Origin of the sequence: Aeromonas sp. LsrichE-8G (genome assembly GCF_022869435.1) — a bacterium.
In the GTDB taxonomy this organism is placed as follows: Bacteria; Pseudomonadota; Gammaproteobacteria; order Enterobacterales; family Aeromonadaceae; genus Aeromonas; species Aeromonas caviae.
In genome coordinates, this window is sequence record NZ_JALIHH010000053.1 from 13,289 (window position 1) to 29,191 (window position 15,903).

The 15,903-nt window shown below is 61.5% G+C and carries 12 protein-coding genes and 1 pseudogene; 9 read left to right on the forward strand and 4 right to left on the reverse strand.

Going from position 1 to position 15,903, the window contains the following annotated elements; genetic code table 11:
* Nucleotides 1–152 precede the first annotated feature (152 nt).
* Both MUW49_RS10610 and pbpC read left to right on the forward strand, forming a co-directional pair.
* Nucleotides 153–4,997: an alpha-2-macroglobulin gene (locus MUW49_RS10610; RefSeq protein ID WP_244812713.1), complete on the forward strand. Its 4,845-nt coding sequence runs from the start codon at nt 153–155 to the stop codon at nt 4,995–4,997.
* Complete coding sequence (gene pbpC / locus MUW49_RS10615) at nt 4,963–7,371, forward strand: penicillin-binding protein 1C (protein ID WP_244812714.1); 2,409 nt, start codon at nt 4,963–4,965, stop codon at nt 7,369–7,371. Before MUW49_RS10610 ends, pbpC begins: the two co-directional genes overlap by 35 nt.
* A 72-nt stretch (nt 7,372–7,443) precedes the next feature.
* Here pbpC and MUW49_RS10620 read toward each other — a convergent pair whose 3' ends face one another.
* Nucleotides 7,444–8,403, reverse strand: coding sequence for a hypothetical protein (locus MUW49_RS10620; RefSeq protein ID WP_119196750.1), 960 nt, complete (start codon nt 8,401–8,403; stop codon nt 7,444–7,446).
* 175 nt (nt 8,404–8,578) lie between these two features.
* Between MUW49_RS10620 and thiI the strand changes: the two genes are divergently transcribed.
* Complete coding sequence (gene thiI / locus MUW49_RS10625; protein ID WP_119196749.1) at nt 8,579–10,027, forward strand: tRNA uracil 4-sulfurtransferase ThiI; 1,449 nt, start codon at nt 8,579–8,581, stop codon at nt 10,025–10,027.
* Between the two features lie 75 nt (nt 10,028–10,102).
* On the opposite strand, the gene MUW49_RS10630 is transcribed toward thiI, so the two are convergent.
* Both MUW49_RS10630 and MUW49_RS10635 read right to left on the reverse strand, forming a co-directional pair.
* On the reverse strand, nt 10,103–10,495 hold the full coding sequence (locus tag MUW49_RS10630) for a hypothetical protein (protein WP_039038657.1): 393 nt from the start codon (nt 10,493–10,495) through the stop codon (nt 10,103–10,105).
* Nucleotides 10,496–10,608: 113 nt separating this feature from the next.
* Nucleotides 10,609–11,241, reverse strand: coding sequence for a trimeric intracellular cation channel family protein (locus MUW49_RS10635; protein WP_244812716.1), 633 nt, complete (start codon nt 11,239–11,241; stop codon nt 10,609–10,611).
* 415 nt (nt 11,242–11,656) lie between these two features.
* Here MUW49_RS10635 and MUW49_RS10640 point away from each other — a divergent pair, with 415 nt between their 5' ends.
* The 6 genes from MUW49_RS10640 to MUW49_RS10665 all read left to right on the forward strand — a co-directional run bounded on the left by MUW49_RS10640 (nt 11,657) and on the right by MUW49_RS10665 (nt 15,766).
* The gene (locus tag MUW49_RS10640) at nt 11,657–12,511 is read left to right on the forward strand and encodes a flagellin (protein WP_244812718.1); all 855 of its coding nucleotides are present in this window, start codon (nt 11,657–11,659) and stop codon (nt 12,509–12,511) included.
* A gap of 38 nt (nt 12,512–12,549) precedes the next feature.
* Nucleotides 12,550–13,011 carry a flagellar protein FlaG gene (locus MUW49_RS10645; RefSeq protein WP_244812720.1) on the forward strand — a complete coding sequence of 154 codons (462 nt, stop codon included), beginning with the start codon at nt 12,550–12,552 and terminating at the stop codon, nt 13,009–13,011.
* A 25-nt stretch (nt 13,012–13,036) separates the two neighbouring features.
* Nucleotides 13,037–14,419 carry a flagellar filament capping protein FliD gene (fliD, locus tag MUW49_RS10650; protein WP_244812727.1) on the forward strand — a complete coding sequence of 461 codons (1,383 nt, stop codon included), beginning with the start codon at nt 13,037–13,039 and terminating at the stop codon, nt 14,417–14,419.
* Nucleotides 14,420–14,444: 25 nt separating this feature from the next.
* Entirely contained in the window at nt 14,445–14,870 is a 426-nt protein-coding gene (gene fliS / locus MUW49_RS10655) for a flagellar export chaperone FliS (RefSeq protein WP_244812722.1), read from the forward strand.
* The gene (locus MUW49_RS10660; RefSeq protein ID WP_244812724.1) at nt 14,867–15,181 is read left to right on the forward strand and encodes a hypothetical protein; all 315 of its coding nucleotides are present in this window, start codon (nt 14,867–14,869) and stop codon (nt 15,179–15,181) included. The genes fliS and MUW49_RS10660 overlap by 4 nt, the downstream gene beginning before the upstream one ends.
* Before the next feature lie 159 nt (nt 15,182–15,340).
* Nucleotides 15,341–15,766: a hypothetical protein gene (locus tag MUW49_RS10665; RefSeq protein WP_244812725.1), complete on the forward strand. Its 426-nt coding sequence runs from the start codon at nt 15,341–15,343 to the stop codon at nt 15,764–15,766.
* A gap of 11 nt (nt 15,767–15,777) precedes the next feature.
* On the opposite strand, the pseudogene MUW49_RS10670 reads toward MUW49_RS10665, so the two are convergent.
* Nucleotides 15,778–15,903: pseudogene (locus MUW49_RS10670) on the reverse strand (ISAs1 family transposase); the annotation flags it as partial.

Consider the following 15,903-nt stretch of genomic DNA (forward strand, 5'->3'; position numbering starts at 1 on the left):
TGATCACTCTGTATGCAAACGGGCCACTCCAGTGAGTGGCCCGTTTCTTCATCAGGGGCCGATGCCGCCCGACATGGCAGTTGGTGTTCCCGGGAGTGACGCTTTATTCTATTGGCTCCTGCGCTGCGGCGATCCAACCCGGGATGAACACCATGCACCTCTCTCTCTCCTGCCCCGTGACTCGTCTTCCCCGTGTGGCCTGGCTGGCGGCGCTGCTGCTGGCTGGTTGCGGCCCCGACAAGCCTGTCAGCCAGGAGCCGACGACTGACCCGATGGCCCGGCAGGAGGCGGGGGCGCCCGCCTCCGTGGTGCAGGCCAATGCCCGCCAGTATCGGGATGCCCCGGCGCTGGCGCTGGTCTTCTCCGGCCCATTGGCGCCCAAGGCAAACTGGCAGAGCTGGCTTTCTGTGAGTGAAGGGGGCAAGCAGGTGCAGGGGGAGTGGATCCTCGCCGACGATGGCCGCACCCTCTATTTCCCGAACGTGCAACCCGACAAACGCTACGAGGTGAGCCTCAAGGCTGGGCTGGGCCCATCCCCCCAGCGCTGGACCCTCAAGACCCGGCCGCTGGAGGCGGGGGCCTCCTTTACCGCGAGCGGCATGGTATTGCCGCTGCGCGACGAGCTGCGCCTGCCCATCAGCGCGGTCAATGTGGACGAGGTCAATATCGACTTCTTCCGGGTCGATGCGGAGTATCTGCCCCGTTTCCTGGCCGAGTATCGCCCCGGTGCCGGCATGGGCAACTGGGAGCTTGAGCAGATCACCAAGCGGGCCAAGCGGGTGTTCAGCGGCCGCTATGCGCTGGAGCTCGATGCCAACCGGCGCGAGACCCGCCTCATCAATGTGAAGGAGCCGCAGCTGGCGGAGGCCGGCGTCTACTTTGCGGTGATGTCGCCCCTTGGCAACTACGACTGGCGCAAGGAGACCACCTACTTTGCGGTGAGCGACATGGGGCTCAGTGCCCGCCGTTACCGCGATGAGCTGGAGGTGTTCGTCAGCTCCCTGGCCAGCGCCGACCCCCTCAAGGATGTGCAGCTCTCCCTGCTCGACCAGAAGGGCAACCGGCTGCAGGTGCAAACCACCGACCCCCAAGGTCATCGCCGCTTCGATCAGGTGCAGGGGGCTCGCCTGCTGCTGGCCGAGCAGGGCAACCATCTGGCGGTGCTGCGCCTCGATGGCGCGGCCCTCGATCTCTCCACCTTCGATCTCGGCACCCAGCCCTGGCAGGCCCAACAGCTCTATCTGTTCAGCGGGCGCGATCTCTATCGCCCCGGCGAGCGGCTCGACAGCGAGATCCTGCTCAAGGGGCAGGATGGCCAGCTGCTGCCGGGCATGGCGGTGGAGCTGGAGGTGAAACAGCCGGACGGCCAACTGCTCGAACAAAAGCGCCTGCTGCCGGACAATTTGGGCGCGGCCCACTACGGCCTGCATCTGCCGGAGGATGCGCCGCTCGGGCGCTGGACCATCAACCTCAAGACTGCCGCCGGTAGCCGCTTCGAGTGGCCTTTTCTGGTGGAGGAGTTTCTGCCGGAGCGGCTGAAACTGCAGCTTGGCAAGGGGCCGGATGGGGAAGTGACGAGTCTGGACGCCGCCCTCACTTTGCCGCTGCAAGGGGACTATCTCTACGGCGCACCAGCCAGTGCCACCAAGGCCAAGGCGGAGGTGAAGTTAAGCCGCGCCACCATGCCCTTTACCCAGTGGCAGGAGTTCACGCTGGGTGACGTGCTGCTCGCCGAGCAGGCCAAGGATCTTGAGCCGCGGAGTCTCACCCTGGATGCGCAGGGGCAGGGGACTTTTTCGCTTGCTGATGAGCTCGATGGGGTGCGCGGTCTCGGGCCGCTGGAGGTGGCTTATCGGGTGTCGCTCGCCGAGCCCGGTGGCCGCGCCGTCAATCGCAGCCGCACCCAGTATGGCTGGCCCGCGGGCAGCCAGTGGCCGGCGCTCAAGGCCGATTTTGTGGCTGATCGGGTAGAGGGTGGCAAGCCGCTCCCCTTCCAGATCCTCAACCTCGATAAGCAAGGCCAGCCGGTGGCGGGGGCGGTGAAGGTGCGCCTCATCAACGAGTACCGCGACTACTACTGGCACTACGCCGATGGGGAGGGGTGGAAGTACGAATTCAACAGCCAGCCCTATCTGGAGCAGGAGCAGACCCTGCAGCTGGATGGCAAGGGGCCGACCCCGCTCACGCTGCAACTGGCGGCGGGCTGGTATCGATTGGAAGTGGAGAACAGTCAGAGCCATCAATCGAGCCTGCGGGTGGAGATAGGTAGTTACGCCTGGGGCGGTGGTGGCGAGCAGGCACGGCCTGACAAGATTGCCATCACCCTCGACAAACGCGCCTATCAGGCGGGCGACAAGGCCAAAGTGACCCTGGTGGCGCCGCGCCCCGGTAAGGGCTTGCTGCTGGTGGAAGATGGCGACGGCCTGCGCTGGTGGCAGCGTATCGAGCTCAAGGGGGCCGGTGGCGATGCCAAGGATGCCCGCGGCGAGTTCGAGATCCCGGTCAGCCCCGAGTGGCAGCGTCATGACCTGCATATCTCGGCCCAGATCGCCGCGCCAGACCGCGCCTCCAAACCGGCTGGCAAGCAGCAGGGGCAGAGCCTGCGCTCGGTCGGGCTGGTGCCGCTCACCCTGGACCGGGAAGCGCGCCGTCTGCCGCTCACCCTGAGTGTGCCGGACAAAGCGGTGCCGCTCACCCGGTTGGAGGTGACCGCCACCTCCACCCCCAACAGTCAGGGCCGTGTGGTGCTGGCGGCGGTGGATCGGGGTGTGCTCAACATCAGCGATTATCAGCCGCTCGACCCATTCGAGATCTTCTTTGGTCGCAAGCGCTTCGCCCAGGATTTGTTCGATAACTACGGTCAGGTGATCCCGCCGCAAGATGGCAAGCTGGCCCGCCTCAACTACGGGGGTGACCGGGCGCCGCTGAAAAAGGGCGGCGCGCTGGAGAGCCGGGTCGAGATTGCCGCGCTCTGGAGCGGCGAGGTGAGTTTTGATGAGCAGGGCAAGGCGGTGATCCCGCTCGAGCTGCCCAACTTCAACGGCGAGCTGGCGCTGATGGCGCTGGCCTGGAACGAACAGCAAGTCGGCGAGGCCGAGCGCGCCGTCAAGGTGGTGGCGCCGCTGGTGGCAGAGATCGGCTGGCCGCGCTTTGGCGCCAGAGGGGATGAGACCCGGGCGCTGGTGCAGCTGCGCAACATGAGCGGCGAGGATCAGACCCTCTCCCTTGCCTGGACCCTCAACGGCGGGCTCAAGGCAAATGGCGAGCTGCCCGGCACCCTTTCCCTTAAAAATGGCGAGGAGCAGTGGCTGACCCTGCCGCTCACCGTGACCGGAGCAAGCGGCGTGGCAAGCCTGCAGTTGGCGGCTAGCGGCAAGGATTTTGCCATCAGCCGCAACTGGTCTCTGCCGCTGCGCTCCCCCTGGCCGGCCGAGACTCGCCAGCGTTACCAGATGCTGGCCCCCGGCCAAGAGATGGCTTTTGCGCCAGCTGAGCTGGCCGGGCTGGATCGTGCCAACCTGCAGGGGCTGCTCAGCCTCTCCGGCACTCCGCCCTGGGATCCGGCAGCCCAGTGGCAGGCGCTGGCCGACTACCCCTATGCCTGTCTGGAGCAGACCCTGTCCCGAGCCTGGCCTTACTTGCTGACCACGGCCGATGAGCGGGCCGCCTGGCGCAAACCCGCAGAGGGCAAGAAAGCGGCGAGCGAGGCGGATGTGCAACGCGCCCTGCTGCAACGGCTGCAGCGGTTGCAACTGCCAAGCGGTGGTTTTGGTCTGTGGGATGGTCGCTCCGACGAGGAGCAGTGGCTCACCGCCTATGCCGCCGACTACCTGCTGGCGCGCAAGGAGGCGGGCGATGCCGTGCCGGAGGCGATGCTCAATCAGGCGCTGAACCGGATGCAAAGCTATCTCACCGACAGTCAGTATGGTGAGCGCTGGAGCAGTGCCCCCGAGCACAGCCGGCTGGCCTATCAGTCCTACAGCGCCTATGTGCTGGCCCGGGTGGGCAAGGCCCCACTCGCTACCCTGCGCCTTGTCTGGGAGCAGCAGGCCGATCACGCCCGCTCCGGTTTGCCGCTGCTCCACCTCTCGCTGGCGCTCTCGGCCATGGGGGATGAGCAGAACGCCGCCAAGGCACTCAGTCGGGCATTGGCGACCGAGCGCGGGGACGATTATCTCGGGGATTACGGCTCGCCGCTGCGCGACCAAGCCCTTGAACTCTCCCTGCTGCGCCAGCACAAGCTGGCTGCGGAGCGCTGGCCGGCCCTCAGTGCCAAGGTGGCCGATACCCTGGCTCACCGTCAGTGGCTCAGCACCCAGGAGCGGCTCGCCCTGCTGCGACTCGCCCGCTTCGATCCGGCCGTCGACTGGCAAGCCAGGGTAACCTCCTCTCTTGGCAGTGGATCCCTGAGCGGTTCGGTTCCGCTGCAGCAGGGTGCCCCCGAGGCACTGGCGGCGAGCGCCGTCACCAACGAGGGCAAGGGATCCCTCTATGTGCAGCGCACCCTGGTCGGTTACCCCGAGCAGGCGCCGGCACGGATCAGCATGGGAATGAGCGTGACCCGCAGCTGGTTCAAGAGCGACGGTCAGCGTTTTGACCCGACCAAGGTGAAGGTGGGCGATCTGGTGGTAGTGCGGCTCAATGTCAGCATTGAATCGGCGGTGCCCGATGCCCTGCTGGTGGAGATGGTGCCCGCTGGCTTTGAGCTGGAGAATCCGGCCCTTGGCAACAGCATCAAGCTCGAAGAGCTCTCCATCGAGGGGAAACCTGCGTGGCAGAGCGAGTGGAACGACTACCTCAAGCATCAGGAGTTTCGCGATGACCGCTACACGGCGGCGCTGGATCTGAGCGCCGGGAGCAACCAGCAACTGGTCTACCTGATGCGGGCGGTGACGCCGGGTCGCTATCAGGTGCCGCCGACCCAGGTGGAGGATATGTACCGACCCGAGCTGCGGGCTGTGGGTGAGGATATCCACGAGGTGCGTATCTCTGAGTAACAAACCCTCCCTTGAGCGGGTTCGCCCGCTCACTTTCTGGCAGCGTGGCTGGCTGAGCCTGGGTCGCACTGGCCGCGCTGGCTGGCGCTGGCTTGGTGGCCTGCCACGCTGGTTGCGCTTTTCGGTGCTGGGCGTTGTAGCACTGCTCCTGTCATTGCTGGCGCTGGATCGACTCTTCCCGCCGCCGCCACTCGACCCTGCCTACGCACGGGTGGTGCTCGACATGAAGGGGCGACCGCTGCGCGCCTTTGCCGATACCAGCGGCGTGTGGCGTTACCCCGTGACCCTGGAGCAGGTCTCCCCCCGCTATATCGAGGCGCTGCTCGGCTACGAGGATCGCCATTTCTGGCGTCATCCCGGGGTCAATCCGGTGGCCATGGTGCGTGGGGTCTGGCAGTGGCTGCGTTACGGGCGCGCCGTGTCGGGGGGCTCGACCCTCACCATGCAGGTGGCGCGTCTTATCGAGCCCTACCACAGGAGCGTGCCCGGCAAGCTGCGCCAGATGGCCCGTGCGCTGCAACTGGAGTGGCACCATGACAAGCGCACCCTGCTCACCGTCTACCTCAACCGGGCGCCCTTTGGCGGCAATCTGGAGGGGGTGCAGGCGGCAAGTTTTGCCTATCTCGGCAAGAGCGCCGCCAAGCTGACCCATGCCGAGGCGGCGCTCTTGGCGGTGCTGCCTCAGGCCCCCAGCCGCAACCGGCCGGACCGCCATCCCGAGCGGGCCTGCACCGCCCGTGACAAGGTGATGCAGCGGCTGGTGGCACAGGGCGTTTGGCCCGAACAGGTGTGGCTGGAGGGGCGTATCGAGCCTGTGCTGGCTCGCGGTCACTTCACGCCGATGGAGGCGCCACTGTTTGCCCGTCTCGCCGCCGACCATCAGGCCGGGGCCCTGGTGCATACCACCATTGACGGCGATCTGCAGCGTTGGCTGGAGGGGCGGGTGGCAAGCTATATCCGCCGCTTCCCCGAGCAGACTTCCGCCGCCCTGCTCTTGGTAGACAACAGCACCATGGCGGTACGTGCCTATGTGGGCAGCGCCGAGTATGGCAATTTGCGCCGCCACGGTTACCTCGACATGGTGCAGGCGATCCGCTCTCCCGGCTCTACCCTCAAGCCCTTCATCTACGGTCTGGCCATGGACGAGGGGTTGGTGCACTCGGCTTCTCTGCTCTCCGATGCGCCTAGGCTGGGCTCGGACTATAGACCCGCCAATTTTACCGGCGCCTTTCAGGGGCCGGTGACCCTCGCTCAGGCGCTGCAGCAATCCCTCAACGTGCCGGCGGTACAGGTGCTAGAGGCGCTTGGGGCCGACAAGCTGGTCAGCCGCCTCGACAACGCCGGGGTGAGGCTGGCGCTCTCCGACAAACCCAATCCAGCCATTGCACTGGGGGCGGCGGGCATTCGGCTCGAGCAGCTGGTGGCGCTCTACAGCGCGTTGACCAGGGAGGGGCAGGTGGCGATGCCGGTCTGGCTGGCGGGGCAGCAGGCGGTGTCGCGCCCCTTGCTGAGTCCGGGAGCGGCCTGGATCATCTGGCAAATATTGAGCGCGCAGGGACGGGCGGATCAACCTTTTGCCAGTGAGGCGACCGGCCGGGTCAACCGACTGGCCTGGAAGACCGGTACCAGCTATGGCTATCGCGACAGCTGGGCGATGGGGGTCTCTGGTCGCTGGACCATCGGCGTCTGGCTGGGGCGCCCCGATGGCACCCCCTTGCCCGGTTTTTATGGTCAGAGCGCGGCGGTGCCGCTGCTGCTTTCGGTCTACTCGCGGCTCTCGGACAACAGCCCCTTGCCGGCGCAGCCCAACACGGTGAGCGAAGCCGAGATCTGCTGGCCGCTGGGGCGCAAGGCGAGCACGACCCTGCCAGAGACTTGTCTACAGCGTCAGAGTGCCTGGTTGCTGGAGGGGCGCGATCCTCCCACCTTGCCGGACCCCATGGATTGGCCCTCGCCGCTGCGGCAATTGGCATTGACTGTCGGGGGCGAGCCGACCCTGACCCGTTGCCATGATGCGGCGCAATCCGGTTTTCGGGCCCTGTGGCCGCTGTCGCTGGAGCCCTGGCGGGTGCCCGGTGAGCGGCGTCAGGCGCTGCTCGCCAGCGGCTGCGCGGGGGAGGGGCGAAGCGCCGAGCTGCAGGCACCCATTCGCATCGTGGCGCTGGGGGAGGGCAATCTTATTCGCAGTCAGCGTTACCGGTTGCAGCCCAAGGTACTGGGCGGTGTCGGCAAGCCGGCCTGGTTTCTTAACGGACAGCGGTTGCGCTGGGATGGGGATCAGGTGCTGAGCGAGGCGGGGCGCTACCAGCTGGTGGTGGTGGACGAGGCGGGCAACAGCGATCGCATCGAGTTTCGGTTGGAGAACCCCTCCTGAGAGAGGCGAGTCAAAGGGGGCTACCCGTTCAGGCGACAATATTTTGACGGCAGCCTCTGTGCCTAAGCTGGCTCAGGGTTTGACCTGACCCAGCCGGGTGAAGAAGTGCTGGCTCTTGCGCTGGTGGAAGTGGCTCTTCTTGATGGGATGGAAGACCAGAGTGCTGTCGGGATGACTCTCCTTGAGCCTGTGGATCATCGCCATGGCGGGCAATGAGCAGCTGACCAGGGTGGTGAGTGGTAGGCTGCGGGTCTCCGGGCCAAGCAGCTGGTTGAGCCCCTGCTGCGCCTGCCCGAAGCGGGCCAGTACCTCAGGGTCGGCGTAGCCGCTGCCAAGCATGGCGAGTAGGGCATCCAGAGCCTGGTGGAAGGCCGCCAGCTGCTGGCGAAAACCGCTGCGCCCGCGCAGGGAAACCAGCTCCGCAAAGGAGATCTCGGCGAGGTGAGTGGGCACTTGCAGCGGGATCTCTAGGTGGAAGCAGTCCTGACCGCCCCTGTTGTGGTAGCGGGATTCGAGCAGGTGAAGCAGCCGGTCCAGGTAGTCGTGATCCGTGATGAGGGTCCCCTCATTGGCGAGCGCCCACTCACGGGCGAGACGCATGGAGAGCAGGTTGGCAAAGCGCCGTGCCATCCTGATCCCTCCCTCGTCCTGCGTCGCAAAGCCCTGGGTCAGGCAAAAACCGTGCAGCCGCTCCAGACCTGGCTGGGCGGGGCAGAAGCAGTCGTGGTTGGCACGCTGGCGCCAGCGCGTGATCAGCGCCTTGTTGCCAAACACCTTGTGGCGGACGAAGTCGGGGGCGACAAGGCCGGTGATCTGGCTCTCGACCTGGGGCGTGATGGCGGCAAAGAAGGCGGGCTCGGGCGGTTCGGTCAGCAGGTCGCTCTGCTGGCGCAGGGTATCGAGCAGGGCGGTGAGGCCGCTCTTCTCGCTGACGGTGAAGACGAAGGCGAGCCGCTCCAGATAGATAAGAGCAAACTTGAGCCAGAGTTCATCCCGTACTTCCATGCCGGGGTAGTAGATATGGGTCTTCATCGGATCGTCAGGGTTCAAGCCGGTGGCCAAGGCGCAGGCTCGGGAATATACGCAAGATTGCCGCCTTGCGGCAAACATTGCGTGGGAAAATATGCCGTCGCCTGGCCAGTAGGCGCTGGCGCCAAACTTCTGATATAATTCGCGCCCTTAAATCAAGGCCACCCGAGTCAATACCATGAAGTTCATTATCAAGCTGTTCCCCGAAATCACCATCAAGAGCAAGTCAGTGCGTCAGCGTTTCACCAAGATGCTGCAAGGCAACATTCGCAACGTGTTGCGCCGCTTTGACGAAGACGCCCGTGTGCGGATGGACTGGGACAAGTTGGTAGTGAGCTCCCGCAACGATCAGTTCCACGCCCGGTATCTCGAGACCCTGGCCTGTATCCCGGGCATCCAGTACTTCCTCGAAGTGAAGCTGAGCAACTTTACCGATCTGCACGACATCTTCGAGCAGACCCGCGCCGTCTGGGGCGATCGCCTGAAAGGCAAGACCTTCTGCGTGCGCGCCCGTCGCGTCGGCAAGCACGACTTCAGCTCCCTGGAGCTGGAGCGCTATGTGGGTGGCGGCCTCAACCAGCACTGTGAAACCGCCGGTGTGCGCCTTAAAAAACCCGATATCCAGGTCAACCTGGAAGTGGAAAACGACGAGCTCTACATCATCAGTGCGGTCCACCACGGCATGGGCGGCTTCCCCATGGCGACCCAGGAGGACGTGTTGAGCCTGCTCTCCGGCGGCTTCGACTCCGGCGTGGCCTCCTACCAGTTCATCAAGCGCGGCTGCCGCGTGCACTACTGCTTCTTCAATCTGGGGGGCGCCGCCCACGAGATCGGTGTCAAGCAGGTCGCCTATTACCTGTGGAACAAGTTCGGTGCCTCCCACAAGGTGCGTTTCACCGCCATCGACTTCGAGCCTGTGGTGGCCGAGATCCTCGAGAAGATCGACAACGGTCAGATGGGGGTGGTGCTCAAGCGGATGATGATGCGTGCCGCCGGCCAGGTGGCGGACACCTTCCAGATCCCGGCCCTGGTGACCGGCGAATGTGTGGGCCAGGTTTCCAGCCAGACCCTCACCAATCTGAACGTCATCGATCGGGTGACCGACAAGGTGATCCTGCGCCCGCTCATCACCTGGGACAAACCTGACATCATCAGCGAGGCCCGTCGCATCGGCACCCTGGAGTTTGCCGAGACCATGCCGGAGTATTGCGGCGTCATCTCCAAGAAGCCGACCGTGAAGGCCGAGCTCTCCCGCATCGAGTCGGAGGAGGCTAATTTCGACTTCGCCATCCTGGATAAGGTGGTGAGCGAGGCCCGCTACCTCGACATCCGTCGCATCGGCGAAGAGACTGCCGCCCAGGTGCAGGAGGTGGAGACCACCCAGGTGCTGGCCGCCAACGAAGTCATCCTGGACATCCGCTCCAGTGATGAGCGCGACGAGAAGCCGCTGGTGGTGGAAGGGCGCGAAGTGCTGCACATCCCCTTCTTCAAGTTGGCAACCGTCTTTGGCGATCTGCCCAAGGAGCAGACCTACCTGCTCTATTGCGATCGCGGCGTGATGAGCAAGCTGCAGGCGCTCTATCTCAAAGAGCAGGGCTTTGACAACGTCAAGGTGTACCGTCCGTGATGTGACGGCAAGACGCGTATAAAAAATCCGGCCAAGGCGCCGGATTTTTTATTTCACTCGGATGAAGGTAGACGCTCAGGGGCAGGGGACCGGGGTGAAGGTTTCCTGACCCTGACAGCGCCAGCCCATCTCGGCCTGACGCATCTGCCACAGGTTGTTGCTGCGAAACAGGGTCAGGATGTAGAGCATGTCGCTACGCTGGCCATCAAGGGCCACCGAGAGCACCAGATCGTTGTCCAGCTGTTGAGCATGGATACGGGTGGGTACATCTTTATGGCCCACGAAGCGGCGAGCCACTTCGCGATAGTCGTTGACCCAGCCTTGCTGACTGCTGCTCGCCTGACGGATCTGTTGGTTGAACTGCTGCACCGGGGTGGATGCCAGACGCCCGAACAGGGCCTGTGCCCCCGCATGAGCCGCTGCCACCATCATCAGAACAAGTGTGGTAATGAGCCCAAGTTTTTGCATGAGAGAATGCATTGAGAGAGTCCGGATTGAAACGACTCCTGTATGACAACAGAAAAGCGAACTTGGTTCAATCTCGCCCCGGTCAGGGTGGGAGCTAGCCCACCCTGACCGGTTCAGTTGCGCTGCAGCGAGAAGGTGGGCAGGGAGAGGTGCCAGTAGATGGCCGCCACCCGCAGGCCGAATACCCCGAGCATGCTGATGAGCATGGCACTCACCCTCTCCACCCCGACCTCCAGTGACAGGGTATAGAGGATGCCCCCCAGGATGCAGGCGGTGGCGTAGATCTCCTTTTGCAGCACCATGGGCACTTCCCGGGCCAGCACGTCACGGATCATGCCGCCCGCAACCCCCGTCATGGTGCCCATGAGCACAGCAATCAGCCCTGAGGTGCCGAAGTTGAGCGCCTTCTGGGCACCGATCACGGTAAAGAGCGCGAGCCCAAAGGCGTCCGCCACCGGCAGCACATACCAGGGCATGCGGCGGGGCAACTTGACCATCCACATGCCGATGAGCGCCGTGGCAATGACCACCCAGATGTAGAGGGGGTCGCGCACCCAGAATACCGGGGTGGCCCCCAGGATCATGTCGCGTATGGTGCCGCCACCGATGGCGGTGACCGCGGCCAGCACCAGCACGCCGAAGCCGTCCATCCGAAGCCGCCCCGCCACCAATACCCCTGAAAACGCGAATACCGCAGTACCAAACATGTCGCTGATGTAAACAATCTGCTCAACCAGTGTCTGCATGGAGAACAACTCACGTCCAATAAATGATGGGGCGGCGATTTTAGGGGCAAGGGGCGCGTGTGAGCAATGCCGGCATGCAAAAGTGGGAGCCAGAGCCGGTTTCTGGGGGCGTTGGCCTGGGCCGATGAGAGAGGCTGAGACGGCAAGGTGGCAGATGCCGGGAGAACAGACAGATTTGTGCATGATGAGGCGAAAAATTTGCTAAAGCATCGGGCGGTGGTGCCGTTACTAAAGGGGAAGCAAATGGAAGGGTGTCAGGAAATCCAACTTTTTGCAGTGCTGCGGATCTGGTCATCACCATGTTGAATCAGATCTGCCTCAGTCACCGGCAGCGGATTGGCCCTGCGGACTGAAGAGGGATCTCAATCGCCGTGCGCTGGGATCCGCAGTTTTAGACTCATCAGGAGAATTCATTATGTCCATGTTCATCAGCACCAACGTCTCGTCGCTCAATGCCCAGCGCAACCTGGCGAACTCCAGCAAATCCCTGGATACCTCCTTCACCCGCCTTGCTTCAGGCCTGCGGATCAACAGTGCCAAGGACGATGCGGCCGGCCTGCAGATCGCCAACCGTATGACTTCCCAGATCAACGGCCTGGACCAGGGCAACCGCAACGCCAACGACGGCATCTCCATGGCCCAGACTGCGGAAGGGGCCATGGACGAGGTGACTGGCATGCTGCAGCGTATTCGTACCCTGGCCCAGCAGTCCGCCAACGGCACTAACTCCGATGATGATCGTGCTGCGTTGCAAGAAGAAGTGGATCAGTTGAGTGAAGAGATCGACCGGATTGCAAGTAATACGACATTTGCAGGTACTAACTTGTTTGCTGATGATGATAAGGAATTTAAGTTTCAAGTTGGTGCCGATGCAAACCAGACGATCAGTTTTAAACTTGACAAGATAGATATTTCTTCCCTTGGCACGAAAGCAAGTGCTGCTAATATCGCGTCTGATGCTAAAGGCATTGATATTTCCACCGATGCAGCAGCGGCACAATTAGTTCTAGGACAAGTGGATGATGTTCTGAAAGTGGTTGATAGCAAACGTGCCGAGCTGGGGGCGGTGCAAAACCGGCTGGACTCCACCATTCGCAACCAGTCCAATATCTCGGAGAACGTCAGCGCCGCCCGCTCCCGTATCCGCGACGCGGACTTTGCCACCGAGACCGCCAATATGACCAAGCAGAATATCCTGCAGCAGGCGGCCTCCAGCATCCTGGCCCAGGCCAACCAGCGCCCGCAGTCTGCCCTGCAACTGCTGGGTTAAGCCGGTCTTCCATTAGCCACTAATACAAGGAGCAGCAGATGGCCAATGAATCGATAGCCATGCCTTCTGTTACTTCGACGCTACACCAACATGGCGGCCCTCAGGCCGCCATGTCTGTTTCTCGCCCGCCTGCCCCGGCTGGGGAGGATGGGCTCGAGCAGGCCAGTGTCGAGCCGACGGACAAGGTTGTGTCGGCGCCGCCCATCCACGCCCACCCATCCGAATCGCGCATGGGAAATAACCAGATAGAAGAACAGGCCCAAGAATTGCAGGAAAAATTGGCCAATTTGAGCAAGGTGAAGGGGTGGACCATCAACTTCAGCCTGGTGCCCGAGCTCGACAGGCCAGTGATCCGGGTCATCGATGCCGAGACCGAGCAGGTGATCCGCCAGATCCCGAGCGAGGAGATGCTGCTGCTAAGCAAGAGATTGAAGGCGATGGAGCAGGGCCATGGCGATGAGTTCAGCCTCTCAGGGCTGCTGTTCGACGGTCAGGTATAGGTTTCTAACAAGATAAGAGGAGCATATTATGGCGATTACCTCCGCCGGGGCGGGGTCGGGCATCGACCTCGAGAGCTTGATCACGGCGAGCATCGCCGCCAAAAAGGCGCAGCTGCAGCAGCCCATCACCACCAAGCAAACCAGCACCAATATCACCTTGTCTGGCATAGGCCAGCTCAAGTCCTCCCTCACCGCCTTCACCGATATTTTGGATACCTTGAGCAAGCCCGGCGCTTTCAACAAGCGGGCCATCAACATCACCCAGAATAAAGATGACCCTGTGCTGAAGATGGAGAGCAAGAGCGGCGGCTCCAATGGCCAGTACAATATCACCGTCAACAAATTGGCAACCACCAGCCGCCAGGAAGGCATCTTTGACAGCTCGACCGCGCCGCTTGTCACCCAGGATGGCCAACTGACCTTCAAGGCGGGGGACAAAGAGTTCACGGTCGACGTCAAGGCGGGGGATACCCTGCAAAACATCCGCAAGCGCATCAACAATGATGGCGACAACTTCGGGCTCAGTGCCAACATCGTCAATACCGCCGATGGTAAGGCGAAGCTTGTCATCGATTCTGGGGTCTCGGGAGATGGCAAGGATCTGACCATCAGCGGCAATACCGGTGAGCTGGGTTTGCTTACAAGTAAAATGGCGCAGACTCAAGCTGCATCCAGCGCCGAGATCCTGGTGGATGGCAACGTGCTCAAGAGTGACACCAATGTCTTCGATGACGTCATTCAGGACCTGAAGCTGACCGTGTTGCGGGTCTCCGACACCGACAGCAATGGCGATCTCAAGTCCAACAAGGTGGATATCACCACCGACAAGACCGTCATTCAGGAGACGGTGCAGAAGTTTATCGATGGCTACAACGCGCTGCAGGAAAAACTGAGCGGCTTGGGCAAGCGCAACAGCGTCGTCGGTGGGGTCAGCCAGGATGATGGTGGGGCTCTGGCGGGGGATTCCGTGACCCGGGCCATCAGCAACTTCATGACCAACCTCATTACCAACCCGGGCGGCACCAGCACCACCTATTCCACCATCTTCGAGCTCGGCGTCAAGATGGACAACAAGGGCAAGCTCTCCCTCGACAAGGATAAATTTGGCGAGGCGGTCGACAAGAACTTCGATCAGGTGGCGGCTCTGCTTGGCGGGGATGAGGGGTTGGCGGCGACCCTGACCAAGGGTCTGAAGGAGTACACCAAGTCTGGGGGCATGCTGGCAAAACGGACCGATACCCTCAACTCGGATCTGCGCAGCCTGAGTCAGAAACAGGCCACCACCAACGAGCAGCTGGTCAAATATGAGACCGCCCTGCGCGCCCAATACGGCAGCCTGGATGCCCTGCTGGTGAAAATGAACAACTCGGCGGCCGCTTTGACCGCATTGCAGATAAACAGTAATTGAGAGTGATATTGCGAGGACCCATGTCATGTACCACCGTAATCTGAAAGCATACAAGGCGACCAGCATAGCGGCCGATCTGGCGGTCGCCGACCCTCATCGAGTCATTCAACTGATGATGCAAGGGCTGTTGGAGTGCCTCGCACAGGCGAAGGGGGCCATAGAGCGCAAGGACATGGAGGCAAAGGCCAGAACCATCTCCAAGGCTCAGGGACTGGTGCATGGCCTTCAGGATGCTCTGGACATGACGCAGGGGCAGATCGCAGAGGATCTGTTTGCGCTCTATGCCTACATGGATGAGCGCATCTGGGACGCCAGCGTGCGACTTGACATCCAGCCTCTCGACGAGGTCATGACACTGATGGTGACGATCAAATCGGCTTGGGATCAAATCACCGACGCGGATAAGCAGCAGGGTTTCCAGCTAAGGCAAGCGTCAGGGAGTGTGCTGTGAATGAGCTGAACGCTTATGACGATGCGTTGACCAACAATATCGCGACCCTGCAGCGACTATTGGCGAGCCATCAATATGAAGAGGCCCTAGCTTGTATGGATGAGCGTTTGGCGATCATCACGGCACTGAAGGACTTTTCTCGGCAACAGAAGATGGCGTCAGCGGAAATGGCTACCTTGGTCAGAGACCAACTAGCAAAAGAAGAGAGGCTGAGAAGTCTGGCTGAAACGTTTAAGAATGAGATTGCCATGCAGCTAGTGACCCTTGGCAGGGTCAACAAGGCAAAGTCTACTTATGATGGGAATAGGTAAGCTCTGGCCAGCCGAGACAGCGTGTTGCTTTGTTTGATATTTGATAAAAGTCACGACCGCCAGTGATGAATCATTCGTACTGTTTAGATTGTCGAGTATTCATCTTACTTTTCTGATATGAAGTGAACATGAATCGTACGCAAGCACTTAGGTTTTTATATGCCCTCATTTATTGTTGAGTTTTGGTCAAGCATCTTTGGCATACTGGCGAAAGTGTCGGTATTCACACTGGTAAGGAAACTGTTCCCCTCAGCAATCACCGCTCGATTTGTCGATTGTTGGGTGCTGAGTCACCTCGTCCTGTCCATGGTGGCGGTAGTGGTCGCCGTCTACTCACCCTATCCTGTGATGGGATACCTTTTTATGGGGTATGGGTTTCTTCGAACCTTTGAGATCGTCGTATACCAGACGAATGTCTTGTTGTTCGATGAGTATCGGGTCGTAAAAGCAGGGGGGGAATACAGATTAGAGGGTTACCGTCGTATCGTACTGTTGCTACTGCACAATTACTTCGAAATCATACTTTGGTTGGCGTGCACCTATACGGTGATGGCCGCTGACTTTGATCACAAATGGCAGGGCTGACGCATCAGTGTTTATACTTTGAACAACCCCATACATTCGAACAAATATTGTTCATTCAGACAGCAGAGCCTGCGCTTGTTGGCCATGCTTAGATTACGTGATTTGTTTTGCTTCAGCATGTTCAGTATCCACTGCCT

Coding starts and splice junctions, on each gene's coding strand:
- MUW49_RS10610 (WP_244812713.1), top strand. CDS start 153: ATGCACCTCTCTCTCTCCTGCCCCGTGACTCGTCTTCCCCGTGTGGCC.
- MUW49_RS10630 (WP_039038657.1), bottom strand. CDS start 10,495: ATGCAAAAACTTGGGCTCATTACCACACTTGTTCTGATGATGGTGGCA.
- MUW49_RS10635 (WP_244812716.1), bottom strand. CDS start 11,241: ATGCAGACACTGGTTGAGCAGATTGTTTACATCAGCGACATGTTTGGT.
- thiI (WP_119196749.1), top strand. CDS start 8,579: ATGAAGTTCATTATCAAGCTGTTCCCCGAAATCACCATCAAGAGCAAG.
- MUW49_RS10640 (WP_244812718.1), top strand. CDS start 11,657: ATGTCCATGTTCATCAGCACCAACGTCTCGTCGCTCAATGCCCAGCGC.
- MUW49_RS10665 (WP_244812725.1), top strand. CDS start 15,341: ATGCCCTCATTTATTGTTGAGTTTTGGTCAAGCATCTTTGGCATACTG.
- MUW49_RS10620 (WP_119196750.1), bottom strand. CDS start 8,403: ATGAAGACCCATATCTACTACCCCGGCATGGAAGTACGGGATGAACTC.
- MUW49_RS10645 (WP_244812720.1), top strand. CDS start 12,550: ATGGCCAATGAATCGATAGCCATGCCTTCTGTTACTTCGACGCTACAC.
- fliS (WP_244812722.1), top strand. CDS start 14,445: ATGTACCACCGTAATCTGAAAGCATACAAGGCGACCAGCATAGCGGCC.